This is a genomic window from Paraburkholderia sp. Ac-20340, from assembly GCF_017104965.1.
Classification (GTDB): domain Bacteria; phylum Pseudomonadota; class Gammaproteobacteria; order Burkholderiales; family Burkholderiaceae; genus Paraburkholderia.
In genome coordinates this window covers 572549-590364 of the sequence record NZ_JAAGPR010000001.1, presented here as the reverse complement: position 1 = coordinate 590364, position 17816 = coordinate 572549, and the positions used below count along the sequence as shown (strand labels likewise).

Sequence of the window (17816 nt, the reverse complement as noted above, 5' to 3'; positions counted from 1 at the left end):
AAAAATGCATCGATCCGACCGCGGCCGGACCGATGCACAAAGGAGCGTCCTGATGGGATGTCTCGCAACGGAACGCGCATCGATGGTCAGACGTTTTGCGCAGGTTTTACGCTTAGAGCGACGGCCCAGTGATCGCTGCCGGTGCGGCCGAAAGCTGCGTGCCCTTGTTCGAATCGAGGTACAGCGTCGCATTCGGCGACGTGCTCGCGAAGTTGAACAGGTTCATGATGCTGCCCGCATTCGCGTCGTTCGAACCCTGGCCGATCCGCGCGCCACCCAACCAGTTATCCTCGATAAATCGGACAACTGAGGATTGCGTGACGACCGTGGTGCTATCGACGAAGTTCGCCTTCGCATACGGCGAGATCACGAGGAACGGAATGCGCGTGCCCGGACCGCAGCGGCCGTTCACCGCGCCGCCGTTCACGCCCACGCCCTGTACCGCGCCCGTGGCGTTACAGACGCCCGCGCCGTTGAGCTGGTCGGCGCCCGTCACCGCGGTCTTGGTCGTCTGGCCGGTCGTTTCCGCCGAGGTTGAATCGAACGAGGAGGTCGTCGGCGCGATGTACTGGTGGTCATACCAGCCGTCCGAATCGTCGTAGGTCACGATCACGGCGGTGTCTTTCCAGTCCGGCTGCTGCTGCAGGAAGTTCACCACGCTCGTGACGAAAGACTGCTCGTCGAGCGGGTCGGAGTTGCCCGGGTGCGCGTCGGCAACGGCCGGTGCCTTCAGGAAACTCACCGACGGGAAGTTGCCCGCCTTGACGGCCGTGAAGAAGTCATTCACGTCGTACTGGTGATGCACCGGCGTGGCCGAATTGTCGAGCGGATCGGTGTAGCCGATCGCCGCCACCGAAGAGGGACGCGTATGCGCGAGGTTCTGCGTGCTCGTGTAGTACTGGAACCACGCGTGATGCTGCACATAGTCGTTTTCGCTCGCCCCGAGCACCGACGAATACGTCGAGCGATTGCAGCCCGTCGTGCCGTTCGCGTTCACGGTCTGCAGATTGAAGCCGCCCATGAAGCCGCCCCACGTGACGCCGCCCGAATTGAGCAGGTCGCCGATGTTCTTCGACTTCAGCGCCGCCGTGGTGGTCGAGCCGGCTGCGACCGTACAGGCGTCGCCGGTCGGGTCGAGGTCGCCGGTCAGCGTCCAGCCGCCTTGCAGGTCATACACCACATCGGTCGACGGGCTCGACGTGGCGCTGCCTGTCACCACCGCGCCGTTCTTCGTCACCACGGTGCCGTTGTGCTGGCCTGAGATCACCGAAATCGCGCCGGGCGTGGAGGGACCATAGGTGTCCGTGTAGGCGTTGTCGCTCATCGCAAAGTGCTGCGCGTAATTCCACAGCGCTGTGACGGTGTTGCCGTCGTAATAGCCCATCACGAGGCCCGGCTCGCCGAACGTATTGGCCGAACCCACCGCGTTGTTACCCGTGTTGAGCGGGAACAGATCCATCTTGCCGCCATCGGCTGCAAGCTGTTCGGGCGTGTAGTTGTGGTTCTGGCTTTCCGTGGCGGCCTGCGAACGATCGAGACGGAACGGGTTGATGTTCGTGCCGCTCGGGTTGTTCGTGTTCGAGACTGTCGGGTTGCTGGTCAGCAGTGCCGAGGTGAGGCCGTTGACCGTGGGCGTGCCCGAGGCGGCCGTGAAGACCGGCTCGCCTTCGGGATTCTGCGCGTTCGGGTAGGTGCCGAAGTAGTGGTCGAAGGACTCGTTCTCGCCAAAGATCACGACGAGGTGCTTGATCGGCGTGGCCGTTTTGAGGGCGTCCTGCGTCGATACAGCGGCAGTCGTCGAGGACGGATTGTTATTGCTGCTGCCGCAAGCAGCGATCACGGCGACAGCAGCAGCGATCGAAACGGACAGCAAAATCTTTCTTGAATGCATTTAGCGCACTCCAGGGTTTTTAATATGGCGCTTCGTCTTATGGGTCGAAAGCAGGCGGTTGTGTATTTGCAGAAAACGCAATGGTTGCTCTTTGATGGCGCCGTCAAAGTGGCCGCATTGAAGCATTTCATTGTGAAACTTTTATAAATAATTTCGAATAATTGCCGAGTAATATTCGGCAATTGTTGCGATAAACAAGCGGAATAGGCGTGACTTTCGCCCTGCATCAGGCAGGTAAATGAAAGCAATGAGCGAGGCGGGGCTTAAGAAGAAGTTACAGCGTGGAATGGATCGCCGAATGGGAAATGGCTTCCTGGTCGATCAATAAATCATTGATAAATCACTGTGAATGACAGATTCAGGCGGTGAAATAAAAAGTAAAAAACGTGTTATTAATTTATGGAAATATTTCAATTCAATTTCTGCGTGGTTTCAATTGCATTCTGCAATTGGACGTCTTTTGCCGATTTTTGCAGTTTTTGAATGGTTGTTCGCGCAACGGGTGCTAGTCGGCAATCGTCCGGCCAGGCACGGGAAAATGCACGCCGGCGCGTTGTGCGGCAGCGCGGATATGCGCCTCGATCGCCTCGCCCGCAATGGCCGGATCGCGCGTCTTGAGCGCCGCCACGATGGCGCTGTGCTCGCGGTAGGTCGAAAGCACAAGCTCGCGCCGGTAGAACGGCATGCGCTGGCTTTCCTTCATGATGTCCGCGCTGCTGCGCAGAATCGATTCGATCGCCGCGTTGCCCGCAAGACTGACGATGCGCATATGAAAGTCGAAGTCGAGTTGCGCGGCTTCGTCGAGTTCGTCGCAACTGAGCGCCGAGTGCAGCGCTTCCAGATTCGTCTCGAACCACGCCATGTCTGCGTCGCCGATCGCTAAGGCCGCCATGCGCGCCGCGAATCCTTCCAGCGCGTAGCGCATCTGGTACGTGTCGGGCAGGGAGGTCTGATCGGCGAATCGCCACGGATGTTCGCTGGCGGCCTGGGCGCTCGTCACGTACACACCCTTGCCCGCGCGGATCGTCAGCATGCCGAGCGCTTCCAGCGTGGATAGCGCCTCGCGCAGCGACGCGCGGCTGATCTCCAGTTCCTCGGAAAGCTGGCGCTGCGCCGGCAACAGGCTGCCGACCGGATACAGGCCGTTTTCGATCCGTTCGCGGATCGTGGCGATGGCGGCGTCGGTGACGGTGTGCGGAACGTTCTTCATTGGGGTGGGGCGCTCACGTGGTCTGACCGGTATTGTAGTCCGGCGCGCGAGCCGCACAGGCGCCGCGTGGTGGCCTCTACCGTGTTGTCGAGGGTAAACACGGTTTTTTGGCGCCTTGACTCCACTATATCGGCTTCCTACTATCCAACATAACAGCACTGGTCAGACCAGTCGGAACAGTTGCTCGCCCCCCTTGCAGGCTGTGCATGGGACGGGACTCGGCGATCAGGCGCCACGTCCCATCGACAAAGGAGAAAGTCGTGACGAAGTTCTTCAATTCGCTGTTTGGTCGGGTGGTCATTGCGCTCATCGCGGGCATCGCGGTCGGGGCGATATTCCCCCATTTCGCCCAGTCGCTCAGACCGCTAGGCGATGGCTTTCTCAAACTCATCAAGATGGTGATCGGGCCGATCGTGTTCTGCGTGGTCGTGAGCGGCATGGCGCACGCGGGCGACCTCAAGAAGGTGGGGCGAGTCGGTCTGAAGTCGGTGATTTACTTCGAAGCGATGACGACGGTTGCCCTCGTGATCGGCGCGATACTCGCTTACGTGACGCGGCCGGGCGCAGGTATGAATGTGAATCTGCATTCGCTCGACGCCGCTTCGCTCGCCACGTACACCGAGAACGCAAAGAGCCTGAAAGACACGGCCGCGTTCCTGCTGAAGATTATTCCCGATACCGCATTCGATGCTTTCGCGAAAGGCGACATCCTGCAGATTCTGGTGTTTTCCGTGTTGTTCGGCAGCGCGCTTTCGCTGCTCGGGCCGAAAGCGCAGCGCGTGAATGCGATTGTGGATGAACTCGCGCAGGTGTTTTTCCGCGTCATGGGTTTCATCATCAAGCTCGCGCCGCTGGGCGTGCTCGGTGCGATTGCTTTCACGACCGGCACGTATGGCGTGGCTTCGCTCAAGCAACTCGGTCTGCTGGTGATTGTGTTCTACGCGAGCTGTATCGTGTTCGTTGCGGTTGTGCTGGGTATCGTGATGCGTCTTGCGGGCTTCAATATCTTCAAACTGATTCGTTATTTGCGCGAAGAACTGTCGATCGTACTGGGCACCGCATCGTCGGATGCCGTGCTGCCGCAGGTCATGCGCAAGCTCGAATTCATGGGCGTGAAGGATTCCACCGTTGGCCTCGTGATTCCGACCGGCTATTCGTTCAACCTCGACGGCTTCTCGATCTACCTCACGCTGGCCGTGATCTTTATCGCGCAGGCCACCAATACGCCGCTTTCCGTGCATGACCTGATCGTGGTGGTGCTGGTTTCGCTCGTGACATCGAAAGGCGCGCACGGCATTCCGGGCTCGGCCATCGTGATTCTGGCCGCGACGCTTTCCGCGATTCCCGCCATTCCCGTGCTGGGCCTCGTGCTGATTCTGCCGGTGGACTGGTTTGTCGGCATCGCCCGTGCGATTACGAACCTGATCGGCAACTGTGTGGCAACGGTGGTGGTGGCGGTTTGGGAGCGCGATATCGACAAGGCGCGTGCAAAGCGCGTGCTGAATTTCGACGAAGGTTTTCTCTTTGTGCCGGGCGGCAACGAAGAAGCCGCGAATCAGGCCGATGCGCACGACGGTCTGCTCGGCGGCAAGCCCGCCCATGCATGAACATGCCGAACCCGCTGTAATCGATTCGAATAACTGAACATTTTATTTGCAGGAGACACAATCATGGCGATTCCGACGCTCGATCCCAATGCACCGGCTTTCACGCGCCGCTACATGAACCTTGCGGATTCGCGCCTTGGCGCCCGCGCGCTGGTCGCAAGCGATGAGTTTTTCGCGCCGAAGGAGCGCATGCTGGAACCGCAGGCCGCGGTCTTTATTCCGGGCAAATACGACGATCACGGCAAGTGGATGGACGGCTGGGAAACGCGCCGCAAGCGCACGACGGGCCACGATTTTTGCATCGTGCGGCTGGCGCGACCGGGCGTGATTTATGGCGTCGATCTCGACACCAGCCATTTCACCGGCAACTTCCCGCCGGCGGCTTCGATCGAGGCGTGCCATGCGGATAGCAGCGAAGACGCGCCGCCCGCCAACGCCGACTGGCAAACCGTTGTGCCCGCAACGACGTTGCAAGGCAACCAGCATCACTACATCGAAGTGAGCGATACGCGGGCCTTCACGCATCTGCGCGTGAATCTCTATCCCGATGGCGGTCTCGCGCGCCTGCGCGTCTATGGTCAGCCCAAACGCGACTGGAACGGTGTGGAGAAGGGCAGTCTCGTCGATCTGGCCGCCGTCGAAAACGGCGCGTATCTGGTGGCGGCAAACAACCAGCACTTCGGCATGGCGTCGACCTTGCTGATGCCGGGGCGCGGCGTGAATATGGGCGACGGCTGGGAAACGCGCCGCCGCCGCGAGCCGGGCAACGACTGGGCCATCGTGGCGCTGGCGCGGCCGGGCATCATCCACAAGATCGAAGTCGATACGGCGCACTTCAAGGGCAATTATCCCGACCGTTGCTCACTGCAGGCCGCTACCGTAACCGGCGGCACCGACGATTCGCTCGTCACGCAGGCGATGTTCTGGCCGGTGCTGCTGGACGAGCAAAAGCTCGAGATGGACAAACAGCACATCTTCGAAAGCGGCCTTGCGGCGCTCGGCCCGGTCACGCACGTGCGTTTCAATATCTTTCCGGACGGCGGTGTATCGCGTCTGCGTCTGTGGGGCGAACTCGCCTGAACGGAGACGTGCCATGCAAACCGTACAGGCCTTGCAACTGGAACCGCTCACGCGTGAAGCGTTCGCGCCGTTTGGCGATGTGATCGAACTCGACGGCGCGCGCCATTTTCCGATCAATGGCGGCACGACCGAACGCTTTCACGACCTCGCACATATCGACGTGGGCGAAGCGGGCGGCCGGCCGCTCGTCAGCGTGTTTCGCGCGCAGCCGCGCACATGGCCCGTGGCGATCACGATGATGGAGCGGCATCCGCTCGGCAGTCAGGCGTTCGTGCCGCTCGCGCCCACGCGTTATGCCGTAGTCGTGGCGCCCGCAGGCGAACTCGATGCCACGCAACTGCGTGCGTTCTGGGTGGACGGCACGCAGGGCGTGAATTATGCAAAAGGCGTCTGGCACCATCCCTTGCTCGCTTTCGACCGCGTGAGCGACTTCCTCGTGATCGATCGCAGCGGCACGCAGCCGAATTGCGATGAAACCGATCTGGCGATCGCGTGGGAGCTTGCCGAACCGCGTTGAATCATCACTCGAATCACGACTGCAGTCACCCCATGAATCCGCGCCCCAAAACGGCGCGGATTTTTTTCGACTTGCGCTGGCGAGCGCCTTCTGTTTAATCGCTATTGCGTTGGTCAACCGCGATAAGGAAAAGTTATCACGCTAAGAAAAAGTGATTTGGCGGATATTTTTGATGAACGAATACTCAATCACACCTTCATCAACGTCTACGCCGGAGCGCTTTTATGAACCCTGTGATTCTGCCCGCCGCGCCAGCCGACGCACCCTCACGCGCCACACCGGCCAGTCGCAACGTGCGGACGATCGCCGCCTGTTCGATCGGCAATGCGCTGGAAATGTACGACTTCACGGTGTACAGCTTCTTTGCGATGCTGATCGGCAAGCTGTTCTTTCCCACCGATAGCGCTTACGGCTCGCTGCTGCTGGCGGTCGGCACGTTTGGCATCGGCTTCGTCATGCGTCCGCTCGGCGCGCTGGTGATCGGCAGTTTCGCGGACCGGCGCGGGCGCAAGGCGGCGATGACGCTCACCATCGCCTTGATGGTCGTCGGCACGCTTGGCCTCGCGTTCGCGCCAACTTATGCCAGCGCGGGTACGTGGGGCTCGCTCGTGGTGGTCGGCGCGCGCATGGTGCAGGGCTTTTCGCTGGGCGGCGAAATTGGTGCCTCCACTTCGATGCTGATGGAGTCGGGCGGCTTCGGCAGCCGTGGCTTCCGGATCGGCTGGCAAGGCGCCAGCCAGGGCTTCGCGGCGGTGCTCGGCGCGCTCAGCGGCGCGGTGCTGTATGCAAGCCTCGACGCGGCCGCGCTCGAAAGCTGGGGCTGGCGCGTGCCGTTTCTGCTCGGCCTGTTGATCGCGCCGGTTGGCCTTTATATCCGCTCGCATCTGGACGAAACGCTCGAACGCGAGAGCAGCAGCGAAGCGCAACCGCTCACCGAACTCTTTTCCTCGCACAAGAGCAAGATCGTGCGTGGCGTCCTGTCGATCGTATCCGGCACGGTGGGCATGTATCTGATCGTGTTCTTCATGCCGACGTTTCTGGTGCGTGTGCTGCATCTGCCCGCATCGCTTTCGCTGATGGCGGGTTGCGTCTCCGGCGCGACCATGGCCGTGATGTGCATCGTATCGGGCCTGCTGGCCGACCGCATGCGTTCACGCAAGCCGATGGCGCTGACTTCGGTCGTGCTCACCGCGCTGTTGATCTATCCGGCGATCGCGCTCATGACATCGCATCCGGGCGTGCCGCTGGCCCTCGCGATTGTCGCGGTGCTGACGGCGATCAGCAGCCTGGGCGGCGCGCATCTGCTGCTCCTGCTCATGGAGATGTTCCCGGCGCGCGTACGCGCGAGCGGATTGTCCGTGATTTACAGCATCGCCGTGGCCTTGTTCGGCGGTACGGCGCAACTGATCGTGACCTGGCTGCTTGCCAAAACCGGCAACCCGATGTCGCTCGCGCTCTATATGGTGGTTTGCGGTTTTATCACCGTCTGCGCCATTTCCAGCCTGCCCGAGACGCGTACACGCGCTTCATGACACTCCGCGCGGCGCGCTGATGCCAGCGAAACGCCGCGCCTTCCGCTGCACTGACGATTCCTGAACGTAGCTGTGTCGCGCGCTCGCGAAATGCGGGCGGCGGGACACCGCTCGTCCCGACATTCGAATTTTTAACGACCCCACGCCAGCGGAGCTTCCGAATGAAATGCACTTTGCGCGCGCTTGTTGCCGCGCTTTCCACGGGCACCTGCCTGCACGCACTCGCCGAAGTCTCGCCGGGTGCGCCTTCCGACGCTGCCTCCACCACGGCCAGCACGGCCGGATCGCAGATGCAATCGACCTTTGCGTTCTGGGGATCGGGACTCGGGCCGCAGACACTCGGCGTCGCGCCGCAACGCACCTTCGTGACGCTCTACGGCACCGTGGATGAAGGCCTCAACTACACGCGCGGCGGCTCGCAGGGCGTCGTGCGCGTGCAGTCGGGCGGGGCGCTGACGTCGAAATTCGGCCTCTACGGCCAGGAATATCTGGGCAATAACTGGAGCGCGTTATTCCGGCTTGAAAATGGCTTTATGGCGAACACTGGCACGACGCAGGATTCGACGTCGATGTTCAATCGCGCATCGTATGTGGGTATGCAGAATCCGTTCTATGGACAACTCACGTTTGGCCGCCAATACACCTCGGGCGGCGCGGCGGCATTGGGCGCCGACCCGTTTCTCGGCCCGGCGCACGAATCCGCCTATACGTATTTGCTGGCCACTTCCGATCTGGGCACCGGCGCGAACAGCGATGCACTCGGTCGTCTGCCGAACACGATTCGTTATATCTCGCCACGTGTCGGCCACTTCGGTATCGACCTGAGCTACTCGTTCAAGCAGGACCAGGAAGTGGGACCGGCCGTGCATCAGCGCTCGGCGATGGTCTCCTATTCCGGGCGTCGCGTGATTATTTCGGCGGCGTTCGGGCAGGGCTGGTGCGATCCGGGCATGTCGGGCGATTGCAGCAGCACGGCCAACGATGCGCCGGGCAAACGCACCGACACCTATCTCGCGAGCGTGATGTTCGATGTCGGGCCGTTTATCGCGCAGGGTGCGTATATCCGCTACGTGCCGCAGGCGCAAACGAGTGCGATTGCGAATCTTTATCTGCTGGGCGTGCAGAAGTGGTGGGGCGTCGATCTCGTGCGCGCTTCCGCTGCGATGCGCGATACGACGATTTCGGGCGACTACGCTTACGGCGGCACCGTCGGTATCGATCATTTTCTTTCGAAGCGCACTTCGCTTTACGGCCGCGTGGGCGTGATGCGAAACGGTCCGCATTCGAGCATCACTTACAACTACGACAGCGGCTCGCCATCCGCAGCACCGGGCCGCACGTTCTCGAGCATCACGCTGGGCATGACGCATACGTTCTGAAAAAGAACGCGTAGCACAACCAGGCATCAATAAATCAATCTTCACTATCAGGAGCGCACCATGTCGATCGAGCTTGTCGACGATTTCATCGAAAGCAGCAAGCAACGCTACGTCACGCTATCCGACGATATCTGGCAATACGCGGAACTTGGCTATCACGAGCAGCAATCGGCGGCCGCACATATCGCCTTGCTGAAAAGCGAGGGCTTTCGCGTGCGCGAAGGCGTGGCAGGCATTCCGACTGCGTTTGTCGCGGAAGCGGGCTCGGGCGGCCCGGTGATTGCCATTCTCGGCGAATTCGATGCGCTTTCCGGGCTGAGCCAGGAAAGCCTTGCGCTGTCGTGCTGCCCGTCGAGCGAGATTGCCAATGGCAACGGTCATGGCTGCGGCCATCATCTGCTGGGTACGGCCGCGCATCTTGCAGCGGTTGCGGTCAAGGACGCGCTCGCGCGTGCCGGTATCGAAGGCACGGTGCGTTTCTATGGCTGTCCCGCGGAAGAAGGCGGCTGGGGCAAAACCTATATGACGCGCGCGGGGCTGTTCGACGATGTGTCCGCGGCCATCACATGGCATCCCGGCGTGGCCAATACGATCATGAATCTGGAAAGCCTGGCCGTAAAACAGGCGTATTTCCGCTTCAAGGGCGTGGCTGCTCATGCGGGCGCGTCGCCGCATCTCGGTCGCAGTGCGCTCGATGCGCTCGAACTCATGAATATCGGCACGAATTTCCTGCGCGAACATATGTTGCCCGACGCGCGCGTGCATTACGCGATCACGGATTCAGGCGGTATCGCGCCCAATGTCGTGCAGCCCAATGCGAGCGCGCTCTATATGATTCGCGCGCCGCGCAATCGCGACGTCAAGGAGCTTTACGAGCGCGTGTGCAACATCGCGCGCGGCGCTGCGTTGATGACCGATTGCCAGCTTGAAATCGAGGTGCATTCCGCGTGCTCGAACCTGCTGCGCAATCACACGCTCAATGAGTTGATGCAGGCGAAACTCGCGGAATTGGGCGCGCCGGCTTATACGCGCCAGGAACGCGATTTCGCCGATTCGATGCATCGCACCACACGCCCCGACGAGATCGAAATGGCGGGCCGCATGCTGCAAGCCGCGTGGCGAGAGCCCAAAGCGCTATTCGACCGCATCGACTCGCTCGATAACGATCGTCCCTCGCAGATGCATGGCTCGACCGATGTCGGCGATGTGAGCTGGGTGACGCCCACCGTGCAGTGCATGACTGCGTGCTTTGCATTCGGCACCTCGCCGCATTCATGGCAGTGGGTCGCGCAGGGCAAGAGCGCGATTGCGCACAAGGGCATGGTGCTGGCGTCGAAAACCATGGCGGCGACGGCGCTCGAACTGTTCTCGAATCCGCTGCTGCTGGCGGCCGCGCGCACGGAACTGAGCGAGCGTCTCGCGACCGAGCCCTACGTGTGCCCGATTCCGCAAGATGTCGAGCCGCCGTTGCCGCGTGCGGCCTGACGCGAACCGAAGCAAATTGAAGCGAACTAAAGCAAACTGAGCGCAACGGCTTTATGGCTTGTTATGCTGCCCCGTGACCGATCATCGAGCGGGGTTACCTTGAAGCTGCGACAACTCGAGGCGCTGCGCGCCATCGCCGAGGCGAAAAGCCTCCACGAAGCGGCGCGCCGCCTGTTCCTCACCCAGCCCGCGATCAGCCGGTCGATTCGCGAGCTGGAAATCGAACTGGGCTTGCCGCTGCTCACGCGTTCGGCGCGCGGCGCAAGCCTCACGCCGTTCGCGCATCAGGTGCTCAAGCGCAGCCAGGTCGTGCAGCGCGAAGTGGGCCGCATTCTCGAAGATGCCGCTGCCGCGCGCGGCGAACTGGCGGGGCAGTTGCGGATCGCCGTGACGCCGCCCGCCTCGACGCGCGCACTCGCCGATACGCTGCTGGAACTGGTGGCGGCGCGACCCGGCGTGCGGCCCGAAGTCATCGAATGGCGTGCGGAAAATATCGCCGATGGTCTCGACGACGGCACGATCGACGTCGGCGTTTTCACGCAGTATCGCGAGCCGCGCACGACGGCGTTCGAATGGGTTCGGCTCTATGAACTCGATGTGGTGCTGTCGATTCCCGCGAGCTGGCGCGGCAAGCGCACCATGAACGTGACGGAGATTCACGCGCTGCCCTGGATCGTGCTCGATGCGCCTGAAGACGACGCGGGTTTTGTCGCCACGTTCTTCGGCCGCTATGGACTGCCGTTGCCGAAACAGACGCTGCGCTGCAGCTCGATGAATCTCTATCTGGATCTGGCGATGCGGATGGAAGCGGTCGCCGTGTGGACCTCGCTCGCGCGGCCTTATCTGGCCGAGCGCGAACGCGCGGGGAGTGTGATTCTGCTCGACGTCGACGAACCATTGCCGCGCTCCGGCGTGTATCTGGCGTATTCGAGCGAGGATCTGCTGACGGCCACGGCGCAGGATTTTATCCAGCGATTGAGCGGCAAACTGATGGCCGACGAGCGCTCGCGCTCGCCAGCAGGTCTTATCTACGACGAATTCGTCTGACCGTATTTGTCTGACCGTATTTGCCTGACTACTGGCCGCGCCCGGCTGTCACATTCTTCATGCGCGCTTTTCAAGGCGCGCCTTTTAAAACAAATTTGTGCAGGCGTCTGCAATCGCCTTGCATCCCCATTGCGGCTTTCTACAATATAAGGCGATACGCAATTTTTGCCTTGCCGCGCGCTCACGCCCGCTTCAGCGATTCACTCAGTTCTCCGTCTACATTTTCTCTTTTCGTCGCGCCATTTCCTTTTTCGACTGCTACCGGCCATTGGCTACGAGCGATGGGCTACCGGCGGCCGTCCGTCCTGTCGACAGTGCCCAACGGAGGCAACCATGAGCTATCACCTTGAAGGCCGTCTGCTGGAGGTTTGCAACTGTCGCGTGCTGTGTCCGTGCTGGATTGGCGAAGATCCCGATTTCGGAACCTGCCAGTCGATCGTGGCCTGGCATTTCGATCAGGGTGCGATCGAAGGCGTCGATGTCGCCGGCTGCACGCTGGCCGCCGTGTGCAATATTCCGGGCAACGTATTGCAGGGCAACTGGGCCGTCGCGATCTATCTCAACGACGATGCCACGAAGGAACAGGAAGACGCGTTGCTCGAGGTCTACACGGGCAAGGCGGGCGGCCCGATTGCCGATCTCGCGAAGCTGATCGGCACGGTGGTGTCCGTCGAGCGCGCGCCGATCCAGTTCGATGTGGTGGGCGGCAAGGGTACGCTCAAGATCGGCCAGGATTATCACGCGGATCTGGAGCCTTACATGGGGCCCTCGGGTGCAAAGACGACCTTGTCGGATACGGTGTTTTCCACGGTTCCGGGTGCGCCGGTATTCGTCGGCAAGGCGCCGCTTTATCGTTCGAAGAATGCGGCGCTGGGCATCGATATGAGTCTGAAGGACCATAACGCATTGCAAAGCACGTTCCGTTTCGATTCTTGACGAGCGTGTGATTCGCGCGCATCGCGCGGGTCGACCATGCCCGACACTGCGCGACATCGGCGCATTTTCGTGCCCGTGCTCGGCGCGATGGTGCTGCTCGCGTGGCTGACCTTGTGGCTCTGGGCGCGCAGTCCGTACGGGCGTTATCTGGAGCATGGCGAGCCGCTTGCCGCTGGGCCCGCTGCCGCGCTATGCCGCGCCATTCCGGGCGGCTCGCCGGTCCTGCAAGCCGTGCTGTACGCGCTCTCGTGGACGCTGATGATCATGGCCATGATGCTGCCGACCACGCTGGCGCTGTTCAACGCGGTCGAGCGTATCGTCGCGGGGCGGCCTGACCGCTCGCGTGTGCTGTCGATGCTTTACCTCGGCTATATCGCGGCGTGGAGCGCCTTCGGGCTGCTGGCGCATGGATTGCACGCGCTGCTGCTGGAAGGCGTCGCGCGCGTCCCGGCGATGATCGGCAACGGCTGGTTGATCGGTGCCGTGACGCTTGCGAGTGCCGGTGCGTTTCAGTTCAGCCAACTTAAACATCGGTGTCTGGAGAAGTGCCGCATGCCGCTGGGTTTCGTGATCGGTCATTGGCATGGCGCAGCGCCTGGTCGCGAGGCGCTTTCGTTAGGCTGGCATCACGGGCTGTTTTGCGTCGGGTGCTGCTGGGCGTTGATGTTGCTGATGTTCGTGGTCGGCACCGGCAGTCTCGGCTGGATGCTGGTGCTCGCGTGCGTCATGGCGATCGAGAAGAACTTCGCCTGGGGACAGCGGCTTGGCGCACCGCTGGGAGCCGTGCTGCTGATCTGGGCGGCATGCATTGTCGCGAGCCATGCCTGATGCGCTTCTATTCAATCTTCGATGCCTGAGTGCGGATATGGACCCTCTTCAACCCGCCGCGCGCACCGTGTTGCTCACCAGCGTCACGATGGTGGCATTCGCTTCCAACTCGCTGTTGTGCCGGCTGGCTTTGCAGCACGGCAGCATCGACGCCGCCAGTTTTTCCAGTATCCGGCTGGTTTCCGGTGCGGTCATGCTGCTGATACTCGCGCGCGCGAACGCGGCCCGCACGCTGCCCGCGAAAGGCGACTGGCTCGCCGCTGTCATGTTGTTTGGCTACGTGGCATTTTTCTCGTTTGCGTATGTGACGGTGAGCGCGAGCACGGGCGCTTTGATTCTGTTCGGCGCGGTGCAATTGACGATGTTCGCGGCCGGTCTGCATGCGGGCGAGCAGTTCGCGACACCCGCGTGGCTGGGTCTCGTGCTCGCGCTTGCGGGTCTCATCTATCTGGTTTCGCCTGGCATTACCGCGCCCACTTCGGTGGGCGCCGCGCTAATGAGCGTGGCAGGCGTGTGCTGGGGCGTGTATTCGCTGCGCGGCCGTGGCGTGGCGAATCCGCTGGCGGCCACGGCGGCTAATTTCTTGCGCGCGGCGCCGTTGGCGCTGGTGCTGAGCCTGTTTTTACTGGGCCGTTCTCACGCCACGCCCGCCGGTATCGCGCTGGCGATCACTTCCGGCGCGGTGACATCGGGGATCGGTTACGTGATCTGGTATGCCGCGCTCAAAGGCCTCTCAGCCATGCGCGCCGCAACAGTGCAGCTTTCCGTACCGCCGATTGCCGCGTTTGGCGCGGTATTGCTGCTTTCGGAGGCGATCACGATGCGCCTCGTTTTGGCATCGGCGGCAATTCTTGGCGGCATTGCCATGGCGATGACGAGCCGCACGCAAAGCCAGCGCCCGGCACCGTTGCTCGATGAGCGTCAAAAACAGCCGCGCCGTAATGGATAGGACATGTAAAGCGGGATCGTTTAATAACGATTCAAATTCCCATTTAAATGATAAACGTTACTGTTTTGATTCAGGATCAAAGTATTGCTTAACGGCCAGGATACAAACTGTTTCAATTACGCTAACCCGCGCTCCACGCGTCTTTCACGGAATCCTAAAAGGAAATCGAAAGTAACGCTTCACGGCATTTTCTTATTCGGCTCCTTATCTCCTCTGGGGCACATTCGTGCCTCACTCAGAATTCCAATCAAGAGGTGAAGAATGAGCGAATCGAGAAAGTGGTTTGTAGCCAGGGCGATTTTCGGTGCGAGCATGCTGGCATTCGCGAGCATGAGCGCGATAGCGCAGGATCAGGATGGCGATCGCCATCGGCAATACACGCATGTGTTGTTGATCAGCGTGGATGGCATGCACGAGGCCGATCTGGAAAACTACATCAGGTCGCATCCGCAATCCACGTTCGCAAAGCTCGTCAAACACGGTGTCGAATACACGCACGCCTCCACGTCCAGACCTTCGGATTCGTTTCCTGGGCTTCTGGCGTTCGCAACGGGCGGCAGTCCGCTCAGCCACGGCGTTTTTTATGACGATACCTACGATGCCACGCTTTATCCGCCGGGCAGCAATTGCACCGGCACGCCCGGTACGGAAGTCAGCAATTTCGAAGCCCTAGACTGGGATCTGAGCCAACTCGATGGCGGGTCGCCGCCCGCAGGCGCAACCTATGATCCGCGCAATCCGCACATTAATCCGGCGAAGCTGGCGCTGCGCAAAACGTCCAGCGGATGCGAACCGGTCTGGCCGCATCGGTATATGAAGAACGGCACGAATACGATTTTCGAAGTCATTCATCAGGCGGGTCTGCGCACGGCCTGGTCGGACAAACATCCGGCTTACGAAATCATCAATGGACCTTCGGGTGTGGGGCTCGACGAACTCTATGCGCCCGAAATCAATTCGACTTCACTGCAGACCAATGGCTTTCCGGCTGCGCCCGCCGGCGACGACTGGACTTCCGATCCGCTCTATACGCGCACTTATGACGGCTTCAAGGTCAAGGTCGTGCTGAACTGGATTCACGGGCTCGATCAGACCGGCACGAAACAGGTGGGCGTGCCTGCCATCTTCGGCATGAATTTTCAGGCGGTGAGCGTGGCCCAGAAGGTCACGGTGGCGATGGAGGGCGCTTCCACGACCCGCGGCGGTTATCTGGATGCCGCCGCCACGCCGACACTGCCGGTCACGCAATCGCTCGATTATGTCGATGGCGCATTGGGGCAAATGTACGACGCGCTGAAAGCGAGCCATCTGCTGCATTCGACCTTGTTTATCGTCGGCGCCAAACACGGTCAGTCGCCAATCGACGTCAGCAAACTTCAGATGCTGAGCGGCTCGAAGAATGCCTATGCGAAGGCCGACGTCAGCGATGTGGCGGACCTCTTGACCAATGGCGGCGTGCCGGTTGCGCAGGAAACAGCGGACGACGTCTCGCTCATCTGGCTCAAGAATCACGGCGATGCGGCCAAGGCGGTGTCGATCCTGAGCGCCGATCAGGCAGGCAGCAATACCACCCATATCCAGACGCTCTATCACGACGCAACCTTGAAGACGATCTGGGGCAATCCTGCCGGCGGGCGCGTGCCCGATCTCATCGTTCAACCGATACCAGGCACGATTTACAGCAAGAGCGCGGCCAAACTGGCGGAACACGGCGGCCTGTCGGCGGACGATACGAACACCTTACTGGTGCTCTCCAATCCGCATCTGAAGAAGAATGTCGTCAATGCGCCGGTCACCAATATGCAGGTGGCGCCGACCATTCTCAGGGCGCTTGGGCTCGATCCGCGCAGGCTGGTGGCCGTTCAGCGCGAAGGGACGCAGACGCTGCCGGGACTCGAAACGTCGGATGACGAAGATACCGACGATTAAACTGTGAAATGGAATTGATGCAATAGAAAAAGCGCCGACGGTAAGGTTCGATTTAAAACCGTCGGCGCTTTTTGCTTTTTGTTTATGGCGTGTCGCTTGCTGTTTAACGCGCCATCAGATCCGCGCCTTTGCAACCCGGATCGGGTTTCTCGCCGAGCGAAAGCATCGTGAAGCCATTACGTTCCTGGCGCACGACGCCATATTGCGTATCGGCGTCGCCGGGCTTCTTCGTCTGCAAGCCGATCTCCACCTGATAGCGGTCTTTGCCGCTGGCACACGCACGCACGGGACCATAGTTGAGCAACTTGCTGTGGTCCTTGATGCTGGCCATCAGCGATTGGCGCGCGGCCAGTAGCGCGTCCGCAGCGTGCGGGTCGCTCCAGTTGCGTGCGCTGGCGTCATCCACGGTCAGCCATGCGTCGACGAAATCGCGCCCGTTGATGGCAGCCGGTTGAACGCGCTCGACCGTATCGCCCTTGACGCGGTAACGATAAACCGCCTTGCGCGTAATGAGTTCGGCGTCGAGCGGCGAGATGCTGGTGCGCAGTTCGAAACCATCCGGGCGAGCCTTCAGTGTCAGTCCGCCGCCGGTGACGTCCAGATCTTCGGCATAGGCATGATCGAGATGAAAGAGGCTGCGCTGCGCCTGCTTGTCGTCCGCGGGCGCGAGTACATCCAGGCCGAAGTTATGCCAGCGCGACGAACACCACGGCCCGCCATGTGCCACCGCAATTTGCCCGCCGGGCAGCACGGCGTACTGGAACGTATCGCCGAAAGCGCCCGAAATGCTGTCGTAATTGTCGCTCTGCCAACGCAGCACGCGACGCCATGTAGCGCCGTCCCATGCGTACGCAACGAGCAGATTGTCGTCGCCGCACGGAATGCCGAAGCCCGCACGTACGAGCATGAGCGGCTTGCTAGCCGCATTGCGCGTGACGCTCACATTGATCGCGCCGCCGATTGTGCCGCTGCTATCGGCGGCAGGCGGCGTTTTCACTACGCCGAACGACGCCTCTAACGCGCGCTGCAAGGCGTCGGGTTGCGCACGCGCGTCGCTGCACGAGAGGCGCGCGTCGATCGCGTTGACGAGCGCATCCTTGAACGCCCGCATTTCGGTGCGCTGCTGTGCCGATACCGATTCGCCGTCCGGGTCCGACTTGTCGGCCGGGGCGTTCTGCAGCCGATGCTGTGCTTCGATTGCGAGGCGGCCAGCCGCTTCCGCATCGACGCAACTGGTGGACGCCCAGGCGAAGGAGGGCGCGGCAATCATCGCAAGCAGCGCAGCCCGCAGCGAAATCCGTCTCATCCCTGCATATAACGAATGCGTTTTTGAATTCATATCGACTCGAAGTGAAAGGATGCGCGAGCGGGCGCTGATTTTAAAAACGGCGGCTATTTTATGCCAATGCGGCGTACCAGGTCGTTT

The 17816-nt window shown here is 61.1% G+C and carries 14 protein-coding genes; 11 read left to right on the top strand and 3 right to left on the bottom strand.

Going from position 1 to position 17816, the window contains the following annotated elements:
- Positions 1-112 precede the first annotated feature (112 nt).
- Entirely contained in the window at positions 113-1891 is a 1779-nt protein-coding gene (locus G3N59_RS02750) for an alkaline phosphatase family protein (RefSeq protein WP_205980985.1), read from the bottom strand.
- Positions 1892-2396: 505 nt separating this feature from the next.
- On the bottom strand, positions 2397-3101 hold the full coding sequence (locus G3N59_RS02745; RefSeq protein ID WP_205980984.1) for an FCD domain-containing protein: 705 nt from the start codon (positions 3099-3101) through the stop codon (positions 2397-2399).
- A gap of 260 nt (positions 3102-3361) precedes the next feature.
- Between G3N59_RS02745 and G3N59_RS02740 the strand changes: the two genes are divergently transcribed.
- The 11 genes from G3N59_RS02740 (at position 3362) to G3N59_RS02690 (ending at position 16390) form a co-directional block, all read left to right on the top strand.
- Positions 3362-4708, top strand: coding sequence for a C4-dicarboxylate transporter DctA (locus G3N59_RS02740; RefSeq protein WP_205980983.1), 1347 nt, complete (start codon positions 3362-3364; stop codon positions 4706-4708).
- 63 nt (positions 4709-4771) lie between these two features.
- Positions 4772-5788, top strand: coding sequence for an allantoicase (alc, locus tag G3N59_RS02735; protein ID WP_205980982.1), 1017 nt, complete (start codon positions 4772-4774; stop codon positions 5786-5788).
- A gap of 13 nt (positions 5789-5801) precedes the next feature.
- Positions 5802-6305, top strand: a complete 504-nt coding sequence (locus G3N59_RS02730; RefSeq protein ID WP_205980981.1) for an ureidoglycolate lyase — start codon at positions 5802-5804, stop codon at positions 6303-6305.
- Positions 6306-6529: 224 nt separating this feature from the next.
- On the top strand, positions 6530-7837 hold the full coding sequence (locus G3N59_RS02725) for an MFS transporter (protein WP_205980980.1): 1308 nt from the start codon (positions 6530-6532) through the stop codon (positions 7835-7837).
- A 161-nt stretch (positions 7838-7998) separates the two neighbouring features.
- Positions 7999-9216, top strand: a complete 1218-nt coding sequence (locus G3N59_RS02720; RefSeq protein ID WP_205980979.1) for a porin — start codon at positions 7999-8001, stop codon at positions 9214-9216.
- Between the two features lie 60 nt (positions 9217-9276).
- The gene (locus G3N59_RS02715) at positions 9277-10701 is read left to right on the top strand and encodes a M20 family metallopeptidase (RefSeq protein ID WP_205980978.1); all 1425 of its coding nucleotides are present in this window, start codon (positions 9277-9279) and stop codon (positions 10699-10701) included.
- A 99-nt stretch (positions 10702-10800) separates the two neighbouring features.
- Complete coding sequence (locus G3N59_RS02710) at positions 10801-11748, top strand: LysR family transcriptional regulator (protein WP_205980977.1); 948 nt, start codon at positions 10801-10803, stop codon at positions 11746-11748.
- 333 nt (positions 11749-12081) lie between these two features.
- Positions 12082-12684 carry a DUF1326 domain-containing protein gene (locus tag G3N59_RS02705; RefSeq protein ID WP_205980976.1) on the top strand — a complete coding sequence of 201 codons (603 nt, stop codon included), beginning with the start codon at positions 12082-12084 and terminating at the stop codon, positions 12682-12684.
- A 36-nt stretch (positions 12685-12720) separates the two neighbouring features.
- Positions 12721-13512 carry a DUF2182 domain-containing protein gene (locus G3N59_RS02700; protein WP_205980975.1) on the top strand — a complete coding sequence of 264 codons (792 nt, stop codon included), beginning with the start codon at positions 12721-12723 and terminating at the stop codon, positions 13510-13512.
- Between the two features lie 37 nt (positions 13513-13549).
- Positions 13550-14461, top strand: coding sequence for a DMT family transporter (locus G3N59_RS02695; protein WP_205980974.1), 912 nt, complete (start codon positions 13550-13552; stop codon positions 14459-14461).
- 261 nt (positions 14462-14722) lie between these two features.
- Positions 14723-16390, top strand: coding sequence for an alkaline phosphatase family protein (locus G3N59_RS02690; RefSeq protein WP_205980973.1), 1668 nt, complete (start codon positions 14723-14725; stop codon positions 16388-16390).
- Between the two features lie 103 nt (positions 16391-16493).
- Here the strand turns inward: G3N59_RS02690 and G3N59_RS02685 are convergent, their stop codons facing one another.
- Positions 16494-17696 carry a hypothetical protein gene (locus tag G3N59_RS02685; protein ID WP_205980972.1) on the bottom strand — a complete coding sequence of 401 codons (1203 nt, stop codon included), beginning with the start codon at positions 17694-17696 and terminating at the stop codon, positions 16494-16496.
- Positions 17697-17816: the final 120 nt, after the last annotated feature.